Source organism: Streptomyces sp. CB02056 (assembly GCF_001905545.1).
Taxonomy (GTDB): Bacteria; Actinomycetota; Actinomycetes; order Streptomycetales; family Streptomycetaceae; genus Kitasatospora.
In genome coordinates, this window is the sequence record NZ_LIPD01000004.1 from 99034 (window position 1) to 115380 (window position 16347).

The window sequence follows — 16347 nt, forward strand, 5'->3', positions numbered from 1 at the left end:
TGTGAGGAGCAGCCATGACCGGCGACGCCTGGTCCTGGGACGAGACGCTGTTCGCCGGAACGGCCGCCCACTACACCCGGGGCAGGCTCCCGTACGCCCCTGGACTGGCGGAGGCGCTGGCCGGGGCGCTGGGGCTCGACGGGCGGGGGCGGCTGCTCGACGTGGGGTGCGGGCCGGGCACGCTGGCGCTGGGGCTGGCCCACCTGTTCGACGAGGTCGTCGGGGTGGACCCGGATGCCGGGATGATCGCCGAGGCGCGCCGCGTGGGCGCCGAGGAGCCCAAGGCCACCTGGGTGCGGGCCCGGGCCGAGGAACTGCCGCCGGGCCTCGGCACCTTCACACTGGCGGTCTTCGGCCAGTCCTTCCACTGGATGGACCGCGACCTGGTGGCGGCGACCGTACGGCGCATGCTGCGGCCCGGCGGTGCCCTGGCGCACGTCTCGGACCTGAAGGGCGAACCGCGTCCCACCGAGGGGCTGCCGCACCCGCCGGTCCCGTACGCCGCGATCGACGGGCTGGTCCGGCGCTACCTCGGCCCGGTCCGCCGCGCCGGGCAGGGGCTGCTGCCGCACGGCACGCCGGGCGACGAGGCCGCCGTCCTCGCCCGGGCGGGCTACGCCGGCCCGCAGCGGATCGTCGTCCCGGGCGGACGGCCGCTGGAGCGCACGGCCGACGACGCGGTCGCGGGCGTCTTCGCGCTCTCCTTCTCGGCCCCGCACCTCTTCGCCGATCGCCGTCCGGCCTTCGAGGCGGACCTCCGCCGCCTCCTCGCCCGGACCTCGCTGTCGGGGCTCTTCTCGGAGCGGCAGCCGAGCAGTGAGGTGTTCATCTGGCGCACCACGGAAGAGCGTTGACGGTCCGGGGCCGTCAACGCTCCCACGGGGGAGGATGGAGAGGAGGAGTGGAGAGCGGTCAGCGGACCACGTCGAGGACCTGCTTCTGGATGCCGTTCCCGTAGGCCCCGTACTCGACCAGCTTCAGCTTCTGGGCGTCCTTGTCCGTCGTGCTGAACAGGCGCTTGCCGGCGCCGAGCAGCAGCGGGAAGACGAGCAGGTGGTAGCGGTCGATCAGGCCGGCGTCCGAGAGGGCGTGGTTCAGGGTGGCGCTGCCGTGGACGATGATCGGGCCGCCCTCGGTCTCCTTCAGTGCGGCGACCTCGTCGAGCGAGCGCAGGATGCTGGTCTCGCCCCAGTTCGACACCAGGTCGGCCTCGGCGAGGGTGGTGGAGACGACGTACTTCGGCAGCGTCTTGTAGTGGGCGAACTCCGCCATGTCCGGCCACACCGGGCTGAACGCCTGGTAGCTGGCCCGGCCGAGCAGCATCGCGGTGGCCTCCTCCTGCTCCCGCCCCTTGATCTCGAACGCCTCGGGGAGGAACTCGATGTCCTTGAAGGTCCAGCCGGAGTTGCGGTAGCCGGGTTCGCCGCCGGGGCCCTCGACGACGCCGTCGAGCGAGATGAAGGCGGTGCTGATCAGGGAGCGCATGGGTGGTACCTCGGTTCTCGTGCGGTTCTGCTTCTGTCGGGTCTGAAGGAGATCTGAAGGAGATCTGAAGGTCTGAAGGTCCGATGGACCGAAGGTCCGAAAGGTCAGGCGAGGGCTCCGGCCAGCCACCGCTGCCAGGCGGCCTCGGCCTCGGCCCCGGTCCCGGCTCCGCCCCCGGCCCCGCCCGGAGTCGGGCCGAAGAGGTGGTGGAACATCAGCACCAGGCCGGAGCCGTGGTGGAAGGTGTAGAGCCCGTCGGCGGTGCGGACCTCGAAGCGCTCGTCGTCCGCCCAGACCACCTCGCCGTCCAGCGGCGGCAGGCCCGCCGGCTCGCCGTGGACCCGGGTGCCCGCGGCGACCGGGAGCGGCAGCGACAGGGCGCGGGCGAGGAGGGCCCGGACCTCCGGTTCCGTCCGGCCGCCCGACGGTGCGGCGGCGAAGACGGGGACGGCGGTACGGCCGGGGAAGTGGGTGAGGTACTCGCGGAGCGTGTGGAGGTGGAAGGGCCAGCCGCGGCGCAGCGCGTCGTACTCGTCCTGCCAGTCGTCACCGAGCAGGCCACTGTGGACGACGCGGAGCACGGTGGCGCCGCCGTCCCGGCCCTCGATCAGGTACTCGAAGGCCATGAACCGGCCGTCCTCGCCGGTGGCCGTACGGGTGGCCAGGCGCTTGCCGGGCTGGTAGGCGGTGACGACCGCCTCCGCGCGGTGGCCCCCGGTCTCCATGACGGCGGTGCCGCCCTCGCGCGGGTCCAGCTCGTTGCGGCCCATGAACCAGGAGTCGATCCCCGGTCCGGTGGCGATCGCCTCCCAGACCTGTTCCGGGCTCACCGGCAGGGAGGTCTCCAGCTCGATCTCGAACGGGTGGGTCATCGTCGGTCCTCCTGGTCCGCCCGGGTGACGGCCTGTTCCGTGCCGGGGCCGGCCTGTTCCGTGCCGGTCACGTCCTGCTCCGCCCTGGTCCCGTCCTGCTCCGCCCCGGGGCCGGGCTGGGCGGCGGGGATCTGGTGGAGTCCGACGATCACCCGGTGGCTGCGGCCCCCGGGGGCGGACTCGTCGTGGTAGCGGCTGACGAGGGTGGCCACGGACTGGGCCAGTTCCTCGGCGAAGGCGGCCCGGTCGGCGGCGGAGGCGAACCGCACCTGCGCGTCGATGCCGAAGCTGGCGACCCGCCGGCGGGCCCGGGAGGCGCCGGTCAGCAGGGCCCCGACCTCCTGCACCAGCCGGGAGCCGAGCGCCAGCAGCCAGCGGGCGGAGAGCTGGTCGGGGGAGCGGGCGGGGTCCGGGCTCACGGCGGCCAGGACGCTGGGGGAGATCACGTAGGAGGCCGCGGTGGCGCGGTACACCCGTTCGGTGACGTTGCCCTTGCGGCGTTCCTCGTCGAGTTCGACGAGGCCGTGCCGCTCCAGTTCCTTCAGGTGGTAGTTGACCTTCTGCCGGGGCAGGCCCAGCCGGGCGGCCAGCATGGCGGCCGAGGCGGGCTCGGTCAGGGCGGCGAGGAGGCGTGACCGCAGGGGGTCCAGCGAGGCCTCGGCCGCGGCGGGTTCTTCGATCACGGCGACTTCCAGCACCGTTCCAGCATCCATCCGACAAAAAAATTTGTCAAGGAAAGAAGGTTTGTCGGTAGTCCGGTCGGATGAACGGTGTCGCCCGTCCGGTGCCGGAGCCTCCGGCGGCCGCGCCGCGATCCGCGCGGCCCCGCCGAGGCGGGACAGCGGAGAGTGACGGGCGGGGTGGACGGATCGGACTTGAATCTTTGCGAACGAATGTTCGATCCTGGGGGTGTGCCCGTTTTCGAACCTTTTTTCGAATCAACCGCCGAGCAGACCGCACGCCCCGTGCTCCGCCCGGTGGCGTCCCCGGCTGCCGTGCCGGGAAAACGGGGGCAACAGGGGGAGGACGGGGAGCAGAGGGAGGGGCGGGGGCTGCTGCCGGTGCCGTCCGCGCTCCGGGAGGTGCTGCCCGAGGCCGGGCTGCGCCGGGGGACGGCGGTGTCGGTGGCGGGAGGGGACACCGGGCTGCTGCTGGCGCTCGCCGCCGGGGTGAAGGAGACCGGAGGCGGCTGGGCCGCGGCGGTCGGACTGCCGGACCTGGGACTGGCCGCCGCCGAGGGGTACGGGCTGGACCTGCGCCGGCTGCTGGTCGCGGACGACCCGGGGCCGCACTGGGCCGAGGTGGTCTCGGTGCTGGCCGGCGCGGTCGAGCTGATCATGCTGCGCCCGGACGGGCCGGTGCCGCCGAAGCTGGCCGCCCGGCTGGCGGCGGTGCTGCGGCGCAGCGGCTGCGTGCTGCTGGTCGCCGGACCGTGGCCGGGCGCGGCACTGCGGCTGGCGGTGCGTTCCGGGCGCTGGTTCGGACTGGGCGACGGCCACGGACAACTCGTCGGCCGACAGGTGGAGGTGGTGGCCGAGGGCCGCGGCTCGGCGGTGCGCGGCCGGACGGCCCGGCTCTGGCTGCCGGACGAGTACGGCGCGGTGCGTCCGCTCCAGGAGCAGCCGCAGCCGGTGGCGGAACCCACGGTGATACCGGCGGCGGAGCCGATGGCACCCCGCGTGGCGGCGGTGGTCTGAGGTGACGGCCGAGACAGCGATGGCATCCGGGACGGCGGACGACAGGACCCCCCGGGTGCTGGTGGTCTGGTGCCCGGACTGGCCGGTGGCAGCCGTCACCGGCGACGACCCGGTAGCGGTGACCGAGGGCGGGCGGATCCTCGCCTGCTCGGAGGGCGCCCGGGCGGCCGGGGTGCGGCAGGGGCAGCGGCTCAAGCTGGCCCAACGGCTCTGCCCGGAGCTGGAGTTGCGCGACCGCGACCCGGAGGCGGAGACCCGCCGCTTCGAGCCGGTGGTCGCGGCGGTGGAGGCGTTCACGCCCCGGGTGGAGGTGATCCGCCCGGGCCTGTGCGCGATCCCGGTGAAGGGCCCGGGCCGCTACTTCGGCGGCGAGGAGGCGCTGGCCGACAAGGTCGGCAGGGCGGTGGCGGACGCCCTCGGGCAGCCGCTCGTCCCGGACGCCGTTCCGGGCGCGCCGGCCGTCGAAGAGCGGCAGCCCACCGCCCCTCCACCGGCCGCCACCGCCCCCCGGGCCCGGGTCGGCGTCGCCGACGGCCTGTTCGCCGCCGTGCTCGCCGCCCGGGCCGGGGTGCTGGTCCCGGCCGGACGGACGGCGGAGTTCCTCGCCCCGTACCCGGTGAGCGCGCTGGGCGACGAGGCACTGGCCGAACTGCTCGGGCGGCTCGGCCTGCCCACCGTCGGGGCCTTCGCCGCGCTGCCGGCCGAGTCGGTCGCGGACCGCTTCGGCCCGTCCGGGACGGTCGCGCACCGGCTGGCCCGCGGTTTGCAGCCGCGTCCGCTGGTGCCCCGCGACGAGGAGCCGGACCTCGCCGTCGAGCAGCGCTTCGACCCGCCGGAGCCGTCGGCCGAACCGCTGGTGTTCGTCGCCCGCGCGCTGGCCGAGCAGCTGCACCAGCGATTGGCCGGGGCCGGGCTGACCTGCCGCCGGGTGGCCGTCGAGGTGGCCTGCGCGGACGGCCGGACGGCCTCCCGGCTGTGGCGGCACGAGGGCCGGCTGTCCGCGACGGCGCTGGCCGAGCGGGTCCGCTGGCAGCTCCAGGCCTGGCAGGGCGCGGGCACCTTCACCGGCATCGGCACCGGCACCTTCACCGGCACAGGCGACGGCGACGGCGACGGGGACGGCAACGGCAACGGGGAGGGCGGGGAGGACACCGGCTTCACCCTGCTCCGGCTCGCCCCCGACGGCCTCTCCCCGGACCAGGGCCGCCAGCTCGCGCTGTGGGGCCAGGCCGTCGCGGACGACCGGGTGGAGCGGGCGGTCGCCCGGGTGCAGGCGGTGCTCGGCCACGCCGGGCTGCGCCGGATCGAGCCGGGCGGCGGGCGCGGCCCGGGCGAGCAGGCGGTGAAGGTGCCGTGGGGCGAGCCGTACGAGGCGGCGGTGCCGGCCGACGCGCCGTGGCCGGGGCGGCTGCCGGAGGTGTGGCCCGCCGTGGTGCTGCGGGAGCCGGCGCCGGTGCGGGTGCTGGACGGGGCCGGGCGGCCGGTCACGGTGGACGGCCGGGCGGGGGTGTCGGCCCGGCCGGCCCTGGTCGTGGTCCGGGGCCGGGAGGAGCGGGTGGACGGCTGGACCGGGCCCTGGCCGGCGGTCGAGTACTGGTGGGACCAGTCGCTGGCCCGGCGCCGGGCACGGTTCCAGGTCGTGGTGGAGGGCGGCCGGGCGCTGCTGCTCACCGTGGAGGGGGGTGCCTGGTACCTGGAGGCCGGCTACGACTAGCGGCCCCGGCACCCGAACGGAGCAGGCCCGCAAGGGCAGGGCCGAACGGAGCAGGCCCGCAAGGGCAGGGCCGAAGGGAGCAGGCCGAGAAGACCGAGAAGGCCGAGAAGGCGAGCAGGGGGGAGCAGGACGAGCACGAGAACGACGAAGGCAACCCCCGATGGGCTTCACCAGCCACCCCACGCTCCCCTGGAGCGAGCTGCACCGCCGGCTGACCGGCGCGGCGCCGGACCGTACGGTCGTCCCGCTGCGCCGCCCCGTCCCGGCTCCCGAACGCGCCGCACCGGAGAAGCCCGCCGCACCGGAGCAGCCCGCCACCCCCTGGGCCGAACTGCACGTCCACTCCGCCTTCAGCTTCCTGGACGGCGCCAGCGACCCGGAGGACCTGGTCGCCGAGGCGGTCCGGCTCGGCGTGGAGACCCTCGCGATCACCGACCACGACGGCCTGTACGCCGCCGTCCGGCTCGCCGAGGCGGCCCGGGGCACGGGCCTGGCCACCGTGTTCGGCGCCGAGCTGACGATCCGCGACGGCGGGACGGAGGAGCACCTGCTGGTCCTCGCCCGCGACCCGGCCGGCTACCGGCGCCTCTCCGCCGCGATCGCCGCCGCCCAGCTGGCCGGTGGCGCCAAGGGCAACCCGGTGTACGACCTCGGGGCGCTCGCCGGGGCGCACGGCGGCCACTGGGCGGTGCTCACCGGTTGCCGCCTCGGCCGGGTCCCCGCCGCGCTCGCCGGGAGGCACGGCCCGGACCAGGGCGAGGCCGAGCGCCGGCTCCGCACCCTCGCCGAGGCGTTCGGTCCGGAGAACGTCCACGTCGAGCTGATCGACCAGTGGCTGCCCGGCGACGACCGGCGCAACGACGCCCTCGCCGCCCTCGCGGCGAAGGCGCGGCTCCCCGTCGTCGCCTCCACCAACGCCCACCACGCCGGCCCCGCCCAGGGCCGCCTCGCGCAGAGCCTCGCCGCCCTGCACGAGCGCCGCACCCTCCAGGACGCGGTCGGCTGGACCAGCGCGGCCGGCACCGCGCACCTGCGTTCGGGCCGCGAGATGGCCGGCCGGCTGGCCCGCTTCCCCGGGGTGCAGCGGGCCACCGCCGAGCTCGGCCGGGCCTGCGCCTTCGACTTCGCCCGGCTGGACCCGGAGCTGCCAGGCTTCCCCGTCCCCGCGGGCGGGACCGAGATCGGCCACCTGCGCGCCCTGGTCGCGGCCGGCGGCCCGGCCCGCTTCGGCTCCGGCAACGCGGCCGCCCGCCGTCAGCTCGCCAAGGAGCTGGACGTGATCGAGGACCTCGACCTGGCCGGCTACTTCCTGATCGTGCACGACATCGTGGACTTCTGCCGGAGCCGGGACATCTGGTGCCAGGGCCGCGGCTCGGCCGCCAACTCGGCGGTCTGCTACGCCCTCGGGATCACCGCCGTCGACCCGGTCCACTACAAGCTGCTGTTCGAACGCTTCCTCTCCACCGCCCGGGACGGGCCGCCCGACATCGACCTGGACATCGAGAACCGCCGCCGCGAGGAGGTCATCCAGTACGTCTACGGCCGCTACGGGCGCGAGCACGCCGCCCAGGTCGCCAACGTGATCACCTACCGGCCCCGGCTGGCGATCCGCGACGCCGCCCGGGTGCTCGGCTACCCGCAGGGGCAGGTGGACGCGTTCAGCCGGCAGACCGACTTCCGCTCCGCCCCCGGCGCGGACGCCGTCATCCCCGCCGACGTGCTCCGACTCGCCGCCCAGCTCCACGGCCTGCCCCGCCATCTGGGCATCCACTCGGGCGGCATGGTGCTCACCAAGGAGCCGATCGGCGAGATCTGCCCCACCGAGTGGGCCCGGATGCCCGGTCGCTCCGTGCTCCAGTGGGACAAGGAGTCCACCGCCGGGGCCGGGCTGGTGAAGATCGACCTGCTCGGCCTGGGCATGCTCGCCGCCCTGCACGACGCCTGCGACCTGGTCGCGGAGCACCACGGCCTGCGCTACGACCTGGCCACCATCCCGGACGATGACAAGGGCGTGTACGCGATGCTGCGCCGGGCGGACACCGTCGGGGTGTTCCAGGTCGAGTCCCGGGCCCAGATGGCGACCCTGCCCCGGCTCAAGCCGGACCACTTCTACGACCTGGTGGTCGAGGTGGCGCTGATCCGCCCCGGCCCGATCCAGGGCGGCTCCGTCCACCCGTACCTGCGCCGCCGCGCCGGGGCGGAACCGCCCGGCTGCCCGCACCCGCTGATGGAGAACGCCCTCGGCAAGACCCTCGGGGTGCCGCTGTTCCAGGAGCAGATGATGCAACTCGCCATCGACTGCGCCGGGTTCACCCCGGAAGAGGCCGACCGGCTGCGCCAGGCGATGGGCGCCAAGCGTTCGCACGAGCGGGTCGCCCGGCTGCGCGAGCGGCTGCTCACCGGGATGGCCGAGCGCGGCATCCCGGCCGAGGTGGCCGAGGACGTCTACGGCAAGATCGAGGCCTTCTCCAACTACGGCTTCCCGGAGAGCCACGCGATCAGCTTCGCCTACCTGGTGTACGCCAGCGCCTGGTTGAAGCACCACTTCCCGGCGGCCTTCACCTGCGCCCTGCTGGCCAACCAGCCGATGGGCTTCTACTCGCCGCTCAGCCTGGTCGCGGACGTCCGGCGGCACGGCGTGCGGGTGCGCGGGGTGGACGTCAACGCCAGCGGGGCGCGGCCCACCCTGGAGCCGTACCGGGGGCCGACCCCGAAACCGCCGCTGACCGCCGGGCGCCCGCAGCCGGCGATCCGGCTCGGCCTGGAGACGGTGCGCGGCATCGGCACCCCGCAGGCCGAGGCGATCGTGGCCGGGCAGCCGTACGCCGACCTGGAGGACTTCGCCCGCCGCACCGGCCTGCCCGGTCCCGCCCTGGAGGCGCTGGCGACGGCGGGGGCCTTCGACTGCTTCGAACTGACGAGGCGTCAGGCACTGTGGGCGGCGGGGGCGTTCGCCGGGATCTCGGACGGCCTGATCCCCGGCACCACCCCCGGGACCGAGGCGCCGGAGCTGCCCGGCATGAGCCCGGTCGAGGAGACCATCGCCGACCTGTGGGCCACCGGCACCTCCGCCACCAGCCACCCGCTCCAGCACCTGCGCGCCCACCTGGACCGCGGCGGCGCGCTCAGCGCCGCCCAACTCCCGGATGTGCCACCGGGAACGGAGGTGGTGGTCGGCGGCCTGGTCACCCACCGGCAGCGGCCGCCGACGGCCGGCGGGGTGCTCTTCCTCAGTCTGGAGGACGAGACCGGGCTGATCAACGTGATCTGCAACCGTCCGGTCTGGGAGTCCCAGCGCCGCACCGCCCTGGACCGGGCCGGGCTGCTGGTGCACGGCCGCGTCGAGCGCGACCGGGGTGCGACCAACCTGGTCGCCACCCGGCTCACCCCGCTCCGGATCGGCCTCTGAGCGGGGCGGGCCGGCGTGTGCCTGTGAGGCGGCGCGCGTCGAAGCGTCGGGGTGCGGCTAGAAGGCGGGCTGGTCGCCGAGGTCGAAGATCCGCAGGTCGGTGAGGCGGACGGTGTACCAGACGTCCTGGCTGCCCCCGCCGCTCCAGAACTCGGTCAGCCGGACGGAGGCGTAGCCCTCCTCCTCCTTGACCTGCTGGGCCGACCAGCTCGCCGGGACGTTCTGCGCGCGGAACACCGGATCGGCGTCGTTCCGCATCGCCCACTGGTCCAGCCGGTAGTTCAGGTACGGGGAGAGGTACTGCTCGCGGACCTGTCGCGGGCTCTCGGTGCCGCCCCCGCCCTCCACGGCGTCGCGGTACGCCGCCAGGAAGGTGAGCACCTGCTGGGCGGCCGGGGTGGCCGCCCGGACCTGGGCCCCGGTGACCACGGGGGCGGGCGCCGCGACGGCGGCCTGGGCGGGGGCGGCGGCCAGGCCGCCGACGGCGAGCAGGGCGGCGGTGAAGGACAGTGCGGTGCGCATGGCACGTGTACGGATCATGCGGGCATTCCACCACCCCGGAAGGCCCCGGCCCATCGCCGGAAGGGGTGGTGTACCCGTACTGCCCAACAGATGTGACGATACGTCAGGCGGCGGGGTAGCCGATCTCCGCGAGGTCGACGGCGAGCTCCTCCTCGTCGATGTCCGGGTTGAGCGCCGCCAGCACGGCCGGGGTGAGCGGGCGCAGCGCCAGGACGTGCTCGATCGCGGCGAGGTCCAGCTCGTGCTCCGGCTCGAAGTACTCCGTGGCCCAGGCCCGGTACCCGGCGGCCGAGCCGTCCAGCAGCAGGTCGAAGAGGCCCTCCGCGCCCCGCTCGGCGGCAGCGCCCCGCCAGGCGCCGTCCTCGTGGGCGCGCCAGAAGCAGCGGGTGACCGTCGGCCCGTCCTCGTCCCCGAAGGCGGGCTCCTCGGCGAAGCGGCGGAACTCCTCGGGCACGGCCGCGAGCAGCTCCGGGGCGTTGGGCGCCTCGTGGTCGAAGCCGCGCCCGTAGGCGCCGACGGGGGAGAAGACCAGGCACCAGTCGTCGCCCTCGCCGTCGCGCATCGAGGCCAACTCCTCGCCCTCGTCCCAGGAGGCGTCGAAGGAGTGGTACCGCGCCTCCCAGTCGTCGGGGCTGAGGATCGCGTCGAGCGTGGCGAGGGCGCGGCAGCGGTCGCGCAGGTCGGGGATGGCGGGCAGTCGGTTGAGCAGGTCGTCCATGGGCGCCATTCAACCAACCCCGGCGGTCCGCCCGCGCCCCGGGCCGCCTCGCCTTGCCTGGTGCGCCGCCCTACGCCCCGGGCGGCCGCCCCTTGCCCGGCGCCCCGGCGAAGACCTGGGCGATCGGGAGCCAGGCGGTGGCGACGGGCCCGGTGGCGGTGAGGGTGAGGTCGTCCCGGTGCCGGCGCTGGGTCACCAGCAGGCAGAAGTCCAGGGCGGGGCCGGCCACCACGTCCCGCGCCCCGGCCGGGCCGATGGACCAGGACCCGCCGTCGGGTGCGGTCAGGTCGAGCCGGACCGGGCGCTCGGGCACGGGCAGTCCGTGCAGGGTGAAGGCGAAGCCCAGGGTGCGCAGCCCCAGGTGGGCGATGTGCCGCAGCCGGTCGGTGGGCTCGCGGGTGGCGCCGAGCGCGTCCGCGACGTCCTGGCCGTGCGCCCAGGTCTCCATCAGCCGGGCGGTCGCCATCGAGGCGGGCTTCATCGGCGGGCCGAACCAGGGCAGCCGGACGTCGGCCGGAGCGGCGCCGAGCGCGGCCAGCACCTCCGCCCGCCCGGCCCGCCAGCGGGCGAGCAGCGCCGCGGGCCCGGCGGACAGTCCGGCGCGGGCGCCGTCCTCGACCGGGTCGGCGCCGGCCGCCAGCAGCTCGGTGAAGTGCCCGCCGAGCGACGCGCCGAAGCCCTCCGGGTCGCGCGCGGCCAGGGCCGTCCAGTCGTCGGTCCAGGCCAGGTGGGCGATCTGGTGCGCCACCGTCCAGCCCTCGGCGGGGGTCGGGCGGGCCCACTCCCCGGCCGGCAGCCCGGCGACCAGGTCGTCCAGCACCGCGCTCTCGGCCCGCAGGTCCGCCAGCAGGCCGCCCAGCACGTCGCCCGGCACGTTCGGCTCGGTCATCGGCTCCCTTTCCGGTCACGGCAGTTGCTACCCGCCGGTAGCCTACGGCCGGACACTACTCCCGGCCCGGCGGCGGCGTCCGCCACTCCACGAAACACGCACGTCAGGACTCTCGCCACCGGCCGCACCGCGTGTGACAATTCCGCGATGACCAGGGCTGCGGACCCCCATCCTGCGCACCCCGTCGCCGACGCCGCGCGACCCGAGGACCCCGAACTCGCCGCGCGCGCCGCCGAGCTGGTGCGGGACGCCGTGCTCGGCGACCTCGCCCGCCGGGTGGTGGCCGAGTGCGGCGCCGACGTCGGCCTGGTCGGCGTGCCCGAGCCGCTGCCCGGCAGCCGTCCCGGCAGCGAGGGCATGGTGCTGCGGCACTGGGCCGGCACCCGGGCCGACCTGCTGCACGACGTGCCCGTCCCGGCCGGACTCGGCCTCGGCGGCCGGGCGCTCGCCGAACGCGCGCCCAGCTGGGTGCCCGACTACCGTGCGGCGACGACCATTTCGCACCACTACGACGCGGCCGTGGCCGCCGAGGACCTGTACGCGATGCTCACCGTCCCGCTGATGGACGGCGACACCGTGCACGGCGTGGTGTACGCCTCGCTGCGCGCCGTCGTCCCGTTCGGGGACGTGCGGATCTCCGCGGTCGGCACCCTGGCGAAGGCGGCGACCCGGGCACTGGCCGGGGCCGCCGCCTGGAGCCGCGAACGGCCCGGCGGAAAGCCCTGCGAGCAGTCCTGCGGAAAGCCCTTCGACAAGCCCTTCGACAAGCCCCGGACGGTCGCCCCCGTACCGCCGTTGACCCCGCGCGAGCACGAGGTGCTGCGCTGGGCGGCGACCGGCCGGACCAACCCGGAGATCGCCGCCCGACTGGGCCTGACCTGCAACACGGTGACGGGCTACCTCAAGTCCGCGATGCACAAGCTCGGCGTCCGCAACCGGACCGAACTCGCCCTCGCGGCGCGGGAGTCGGGGCTCGTCGGTTGACGGGCCCCCGGCGCGGCCTCAGTTGACCCGGCGCTCCCGCCCGGTCCAGTACGGCTCGCGCAGCCGGAACTTCTGCAGCTTCCCGGTGGCGGTGCGCGGCAGGGCGTCCCGGAACTCCACCGTGGTGGGCGACTTGTAGCCGGCCAGCCGCTGCTTGCAGTGCGCGATCAACTCGGCCTCGGTGACGGCCTCGTGGCCCTCCCGGAGCACCACCAGCGCCTTCACCGTCTCGCCCCACTTCTCGTGCGGCACCCCGATCACCGCCGTCTCGGCGACCGCCGGGTGGTCGTACAGGCAGTCCTCCACCTCGATCGAGGAGACGTTCTCCCCGCCGCTGATGATGACGTCCTTCTTGCGGTCGGAGATGGTCAGCAGGCCGTCCGTGAGGGTGCCGCCGTCGCCGGTGTGGAACCAGCCGTCCCGCAGCGCCTCGGCCGAGGCCTCCGGCTGCTGCCAGTAGCCGTCCAGCACGGTGTTGGAGCGCACCAGCACCTCGCCGGACGCGTCCACCCGCAGCCGGGTGCCGAGCGCGGGGGAGCCGGCCTGCACCAGCTTCTCGGCCCGCTCGGCGGCCGGCAGCGCGTCCCACTCGGCCCGCGAGCGGTTGACCGTGACCACCGGGGAGGTCTCGGTCAGGCCGTAGAGCTGCATGAACTCCCAGCCCAGCTGCTCCTCGACCTGCTGGATCACCGAGGTCGGCGGCGGGGCGCCGGCCACCACCAGCCGCACCCGGTCCCGGCCGGGCACCGGGCCGTCCCAGTCGGCGGCCGCGTCCAGCACCATCTGGACCACGGCGGGCGCGCCGGACAGGAAGGTCACCCCGTGCCGCTCGACCCGGCGCAGGATCTCCGCGCCGTCCACCTTGCGCAGCACGATGTGCCGGGCGCCCAGGCCGGTGAGCGAGAACGGCAGGCCCCAGCCGTTGGCGTGGAACATCGGCAGGGTGTGCAGGTAGACGTCCCGGTCGCCGGCCCCGTAGTGCAGGGCCATCAGTGTCGCGTTCAGCCAGACGTTGCGGTGGGTGAGCTGAACGCCCTTGGGGCGGGCGGTGGTTCCGCTGGTGTAGTTGATGGTGGCGGTGTCGTTCTCGTCCACCGCGTACCGCCGCGGGGTGGCGTCGGTGTCGTACAGCACGGCGTCGCTGGCCGCGCCCAACACGAACTTGTGCTTGGCCACCACCCCGTCCAGGGCGTCGGCGACCTCGGGGTCGACCAGCAGCACGGAGGCGCCGCTCTGCTCGACGATGTACGACACCTCCTCGGCCTTCAGCCGGAAGTTCACCGGCACCAGCACCCGGCCGTACCCGCTCACCCCGAAGAAGGAGGTCAGCAGCCGGGCCGAGTTGTGCGAGACGATCGCGACCCGCTCGCCCGGCCCGACACCGAGCCGGTCCAGCCCGGCGGCCTGGGCCCGGGCCAGTTCGGCGACCCTGCGGTAGCTCAGCTCGCCCCAGGATTCGGCCGGCTGCACGGGCTCGTCGACGATGCCGACCCGGTCGCCGTAGACCAGCTCGGCCCGGTCGAGGAAGTCCATCACGGAGAGTGGAATCTGCATGGGGCCACTGTCCTCCCCCACCCGCCCCCTGCACACCCCCGATCGGGGGTGTCACCCGCCCGCGCTCACCCCGCCCGCCACCGCCCCGGCTGCCGCCGCCCCGTCCGCGTGGGCTCCGTCCGCGCTCACCCCGGCCGCCGCCAGCGCCGCCGCCAGCCGGTCCCGGGCCTCCGTCTGGGCGGCGATCCGGCGCTCCAGCACCGCCAGCCGCCGCCGGGCGATCCCCAGCACCTGCTCGGACGGCCGGACCGCCAGCACGTCCCCGTCCAGGCAGCCCAGCAGCGGGCGGACGTCCTCCAGGGTGAGCCCGGCGGCCACCAGCGCACGGATGTTGCGCACCCGGACGACCGCCGGCTCGCCGTACTCGCGGTAGCCGTTCGGCGCGCGCTCGGAGTCGATCAACCCGGCCTGCTCGTAGTGCCGCAGAGCGCGCGCGGTACTGCCGGTCCGGGCCGCCAGCTCGCCGATCCGCACCGCCACCCGTCCCCTCCCGGTCAGCCCACCAGCGCGCCGCCGTCCACGGGCAACACTACGCCGGTCACGAACGAGGCCTGCGGCGAGGCGAGTCGGGTGATCGCCCAGGCCACCTCCTCGGGGCGGCCGATCCGGCCCAGCGGGGTGTGCTCGATCTGCCACTTCCGGATCGCCGCCCGCTGCTCGGGGCCGTACCCGGAGTGGTCGCCGATCGGGGTGTCGATCGCCCCGGGCGCCACCGCCACCACCCGGATCCCGCGCGGCGCCAGCTCCACCGCCCAGCTGCGGGTGACCGTCTCCAGCGCCGCCTTGGTCGCCGCGTACACCGAGTTGCTCGGCCAGCCGCGCTGCCCGACGGCGGTGCTGACGTTGACCACCACGCCCCGGCTCCCGCTCAGCGCCGGCACCGCGGCCTGGCCGAGCAGCACCGGGGCGACCAGGTTGGTCGCCAGCAGCGCCTCGACGCCCGCCCGGTCGAAGCCGCCGATCCCCTGCCCGCTCCGCACGATCGCCGCGTTGTTGACCAGCACGTCCAGCCGCCCGAACCGCTCCAGTGCCGCCCGGACGATCTCCTCCGGTGCCCCGGGCCCGGTCACGTCCGCGGCCAGCGGCTCGATCAGCGCCGGGTACGCGGCGGCCGTCGCGGCCAGCGGCTCCGGCCGCCGCCCCACCGCCAGCACCCGCGCCCCCTCGGCGGCGAAGGCCAGCGCCGTCTCCCGCCCGATCCCCGTCCCGGCCCCCGTGACCACCACGACCCGGCTCCGCGTCCCGCTCTCGTCGTCCATGGGCCCACCCTCCGACCCTGCCGCCAGCGTCAGGGTCAAGCGGGAACGGCGGAGCCGTCGGGTCGGTCCGCCAGGACGCCGCGCACCCGGGCCCGCCCCGCCCGCCACCCGGGCCCGGGCGGGGGAGCCCGGGCCTCCGCTCGCCGGGCCCGGCGCGAACAGCGGGCCCGGGGCCGCGCCGACCGGGCCCTCCGGCTGCTAGGAAGGTCGCAACGTACGGTTCACCCACAGGGAGCACAGCCATGAACGACCAACGGCCCGGCACGCTCTACGAGGCCGTCGGCGGCATCGACGCCCTGCGCCGGCTCAGCCGGACCTTCTACCGGGGCGCCCTCGCCGACCCCCTGCTCGCGCCGGTCTTCGCCGACTTCACCCCCACCCACATCGAGCACGTCGCGGTCTGGCTGGCCGAAGTGTTCGGCGGCCCGACCGGCTACACCGACCGACTGGGCGGCCACCAGGCGCTGCTCCGCGCCCACCTGGGCCTGGCCGTCACCGAGGAGCAGCGGCTGCGCTGGATGGAGCTGATGGCCGAGGCCGTCCGCGCGGAGCTGCCCGGGGACGAACTGCTGCGCCGCCGTGTGCTGGAGTACTTCGACTGGGGCACCCGGATCGCCGAGGACGTCTCCGGCTCCCCGGCCGGCACCGACCTCGGCGATCCCGGCCCGACCCCGCGCTGGGGCTGGGAGGGCCTCAAGTGACCGCCGCCCTGACGGCCGACGGCCTGCTGCTGCGCCCCTTCGAGGACGCCGACGCGCCGGCCCTGATCGAGGCCTACCGGGACGCGACCCTGCGCCGCTTCACCCGGACCCCGGTCGGCGACGCCGAGGAGGCCGCGCACTGGCTGCGCCTCCAGGAGGAGGGCCGGGCGGCGGGCACCCGGTACAGCTTCGCCGTCCTGGACGGCGCCGAGCTCGTCGCCAACGTCGCCCTCAAGTACCCCACTCCCGGCGGGGAGACGGCCGAGGTGGGGTACTGGACGGCGGCCCCGGCCCGTGGCCGGGGGGTGGCCCCGCGCGCGGTGGAGGCCCTCACCGCCTGGGCCTTCGCCACCTTCGCCGAGGGCGGCCTGCGCCGGATCGACCTGCTGCACCAGGTGGACAACCCCGCCTCCTGCCGGGTCGCGGAGAAGGCCGGCTACCCGTTCGTGGAACTGCTCCCGCCCTTCCCGCCCTTTCCGCTGGACGGCCACCGGCACTCCCGCAAATGGCTGGACGAACCCGAACCGCGCAGGTCAGAGTAGG

At 75.4% G+C, this 16347-nt stretch carries 16 protein-coding genes; 7 read left to right on the top strand and 9 right to left on the bottom strand.

Going from position 1 to position 16347, the window contains the following annotated elements:
- The first annotated feature begins 14 nt into the window (after positions 1-14).
- Entirely contained in the window at positions 15-854 is an 840-nt protein-coding gene (locus tag AMK13_RS12380) for a class I SAM-dependent methyltransferase (protein WP_074002259.1), read from the top strand.
- 58 nt (positions 855-912) lie between these two features.
- Here AMK13_RS12380 and AMK13_RS12385 read toward each other — a convergent pair whose 3' ends face one another.
- From AMK13_RS12385 to AMK13_RS12395, 3 genes are all read right to left on the bottom strand, one after another.
- Entirely contained in the window at positions 913-1485 is a 573-nt protein-coding gene (locus AMK13_RS12385) for a dihydrofolate reductase family protein (RefSeq protein WP_074002260.1), read from the bottom strand.
- Between the two features lie 104 nt (positions 1486-1589).
- Positions 1590-2357, bottom strand: coding sequence for an SRPBCC family protein (locus AMK13_RS12390; protein ID WP_074002261.1), 768 nt, complete (start codon positions 2355-2357; stop codon positions 1590-1592).
- Positions 2354-3055 (bottom strand): ArsR/SmtB family transcription factor, encoded by a 702-nt coding sequence (locus AMK13_RS12395; protein ID WP_079272075.1) that lies wholly within the window; start codon positions 3053-3055, stop codon positions 2354-2356. The genes AMK13_RS12390 and AMK13_RS12395 overlap by 4 nt, the downstream gene beginning before the upstream one ends.
- Before the next feature lie 363 nt (positions 3056-3418).
- Between AMK13_RS12395 and AMK13_RS12400 the strand changes: the two genes are divergently transcribed.
- From AMK13_RS12400 to AMK13_RS12410, 3 genes are all read left to right on the top strand, one after another.
- Positions 3419-4054, top strand: coding sequence for a hypothetical protein (locus AMK13_RS12400; RefSeq protein WP_079272076.1), 636 nt, complete (start codon positions 3419-3421; stop codon positions 4052-4054).
- A gap of 1 nt (position 4055) precedes the next feature.
- Positions 4056-5768, top strand: coding sequence for a DNA polymerase Y family protein (locus AMK13_RS12405; protein WP_241852855.1), 1713 nt, complete (start codon positions 4056-4058; stop codon positions 5766-5768).
- Between the two features lie 160 nt (positions 5769-5928).
- Entirely contained in the window at positions 5929-9177 is a 3249-nt protein-coding gene (locus AMK13_RS12410) for an error-prone DNA polymerase (protein ID WP_074002263.1), read from the top strand.
- A gap of 57 nt (positions 9178-9234) precedes the next feature.
- On the opposite strand, the gene AMK13_RS42835 is transcribed toward AMK13_RS12410, so the two are convergent.
- From AMK13_RS42835 to AMK13_RS12425, 3 genes are all read right to left on the bottom strand, one after another.
- Positions 9235-9717, bottom strand: coding sequence for a hypothetical protein (locus AMK13_RS42835; protein ID WP_143204529.1), 483 nt, complete (start codon positions 9715-9717; stop codon positions 9235-9237).
- 85 nt (positions 9718-9802) lie between these two features.
- On the bottom strand, positions 9803-10417 hold the full coding sequence (locus AMK13_RS12420) for a hypothetical protein (protein WP_079272077.1): 615 nt from the start codon (positions 10415-10417) through the stop codon (positions 9803-9805).
- Positions 10418-10487: 70 nt separating this feature from the next.
- On the bottom strand, positions 10488-11306 hold the full coding sequence (locus AMK13_RS12425) for a TIGR03084 family metal-binding protein (RefSeq protein ID WP_074002266.1): 819 nt from the start codon (positions 11304-11306) through the stop codon (positions 10488-10490).
- A 147-nt stretch (positions 11307-11453) separates the two neighbouring features.
- On the opposite strand from AMK13_RS12425, the gene AMK13_RS12430 reads away from it, so the two are divergent.
- A complete protein-coding gene (locus AMK13_RS12430) occupies positions 11454-12290 on the top strand; it encodes a LuxR C-terminal-related transcriptional regulator (RefSeq protein ID WP_074002267.1) in 837 nt (278 codons plus the stop codon).
- An 18-nt stretch (positions 12291-12308) separates the two neighbouring features.
- Here the strand turns inward: AMK13_RS12430 and AMK13_RS12435 are convergent, their stop codons facing one another.
- The 3 genes from AMK13_RS12435 to AMK13_RS12445 are packed head-to-tail and all read right to left on the bottom strand — an operon-like array spanning position 12309 to position 15103.
- A complete protein-coding gene (locus AMK13_RS12435) occupies positions 12309-13844 on the bottom strand; it encodes an AMP-binding protein (RefSeq protein ID WP_074002268.1) in 1536 nt (511 codons plus the stop codon).
- Between the two features lie 51 nt (positions 13845-13895).
- The gene (locus AMK13_RS12440; RefSeq protein WP_079272137.1) at positions 13896-14318 is read right to left on the bottom strand and encodes a MerR family transcriptional regulator; all 423 of its coding nucleotides are present in this window, start codon (positions 14316-14318) and stop codon (positions 13896-13898) included.
- Positions 14319-14338: 20 nt separating this feature from the next.
- Positions 14339-15103, bottom strand: coding sequence for an SDR family NAD(P)-dependent oxidoreductase (locus AMK13_RS12445; RefSeq protein ID WP_074002269.1), 765 nt, complete (start codon positions 15101-15103; stop codon positions 14339-14341).
- A gap of 242 nt (positions 15104-15345) precedes the next feature.
- On the opposite strand from AMK13_RS12445, the gene AMK13_RS12450 reads away from it, so the two are divergent.
- Positions 15346-15804 carry a group II truncated hemoglobin gene (locus tag AMK13_RS12450; protein WP_074002270.1) on the top strand — a complete coding sequence of 153 codons (459 nt, stop codon included), beginning with the start codon at positions 15346-15348 and terminating at the stop codon, positions 15802-15804.
- On the top strand, positions 15801-16346 hold the full coding sequence (locus AMK13_RS12455) for a GNAT family N-acetyltransferase (protein WP_241852856.1): 546 nt from the start codon (positions 15801-15803) through the stop codon (positions 16344-16346). The genes AMK13_RS12450 and AMK13_RS12455 overlap by 4 nt, the downstream gene beginning before the upstream one ends.
- Position 16347: the final 1 nt, after the last annotated feature.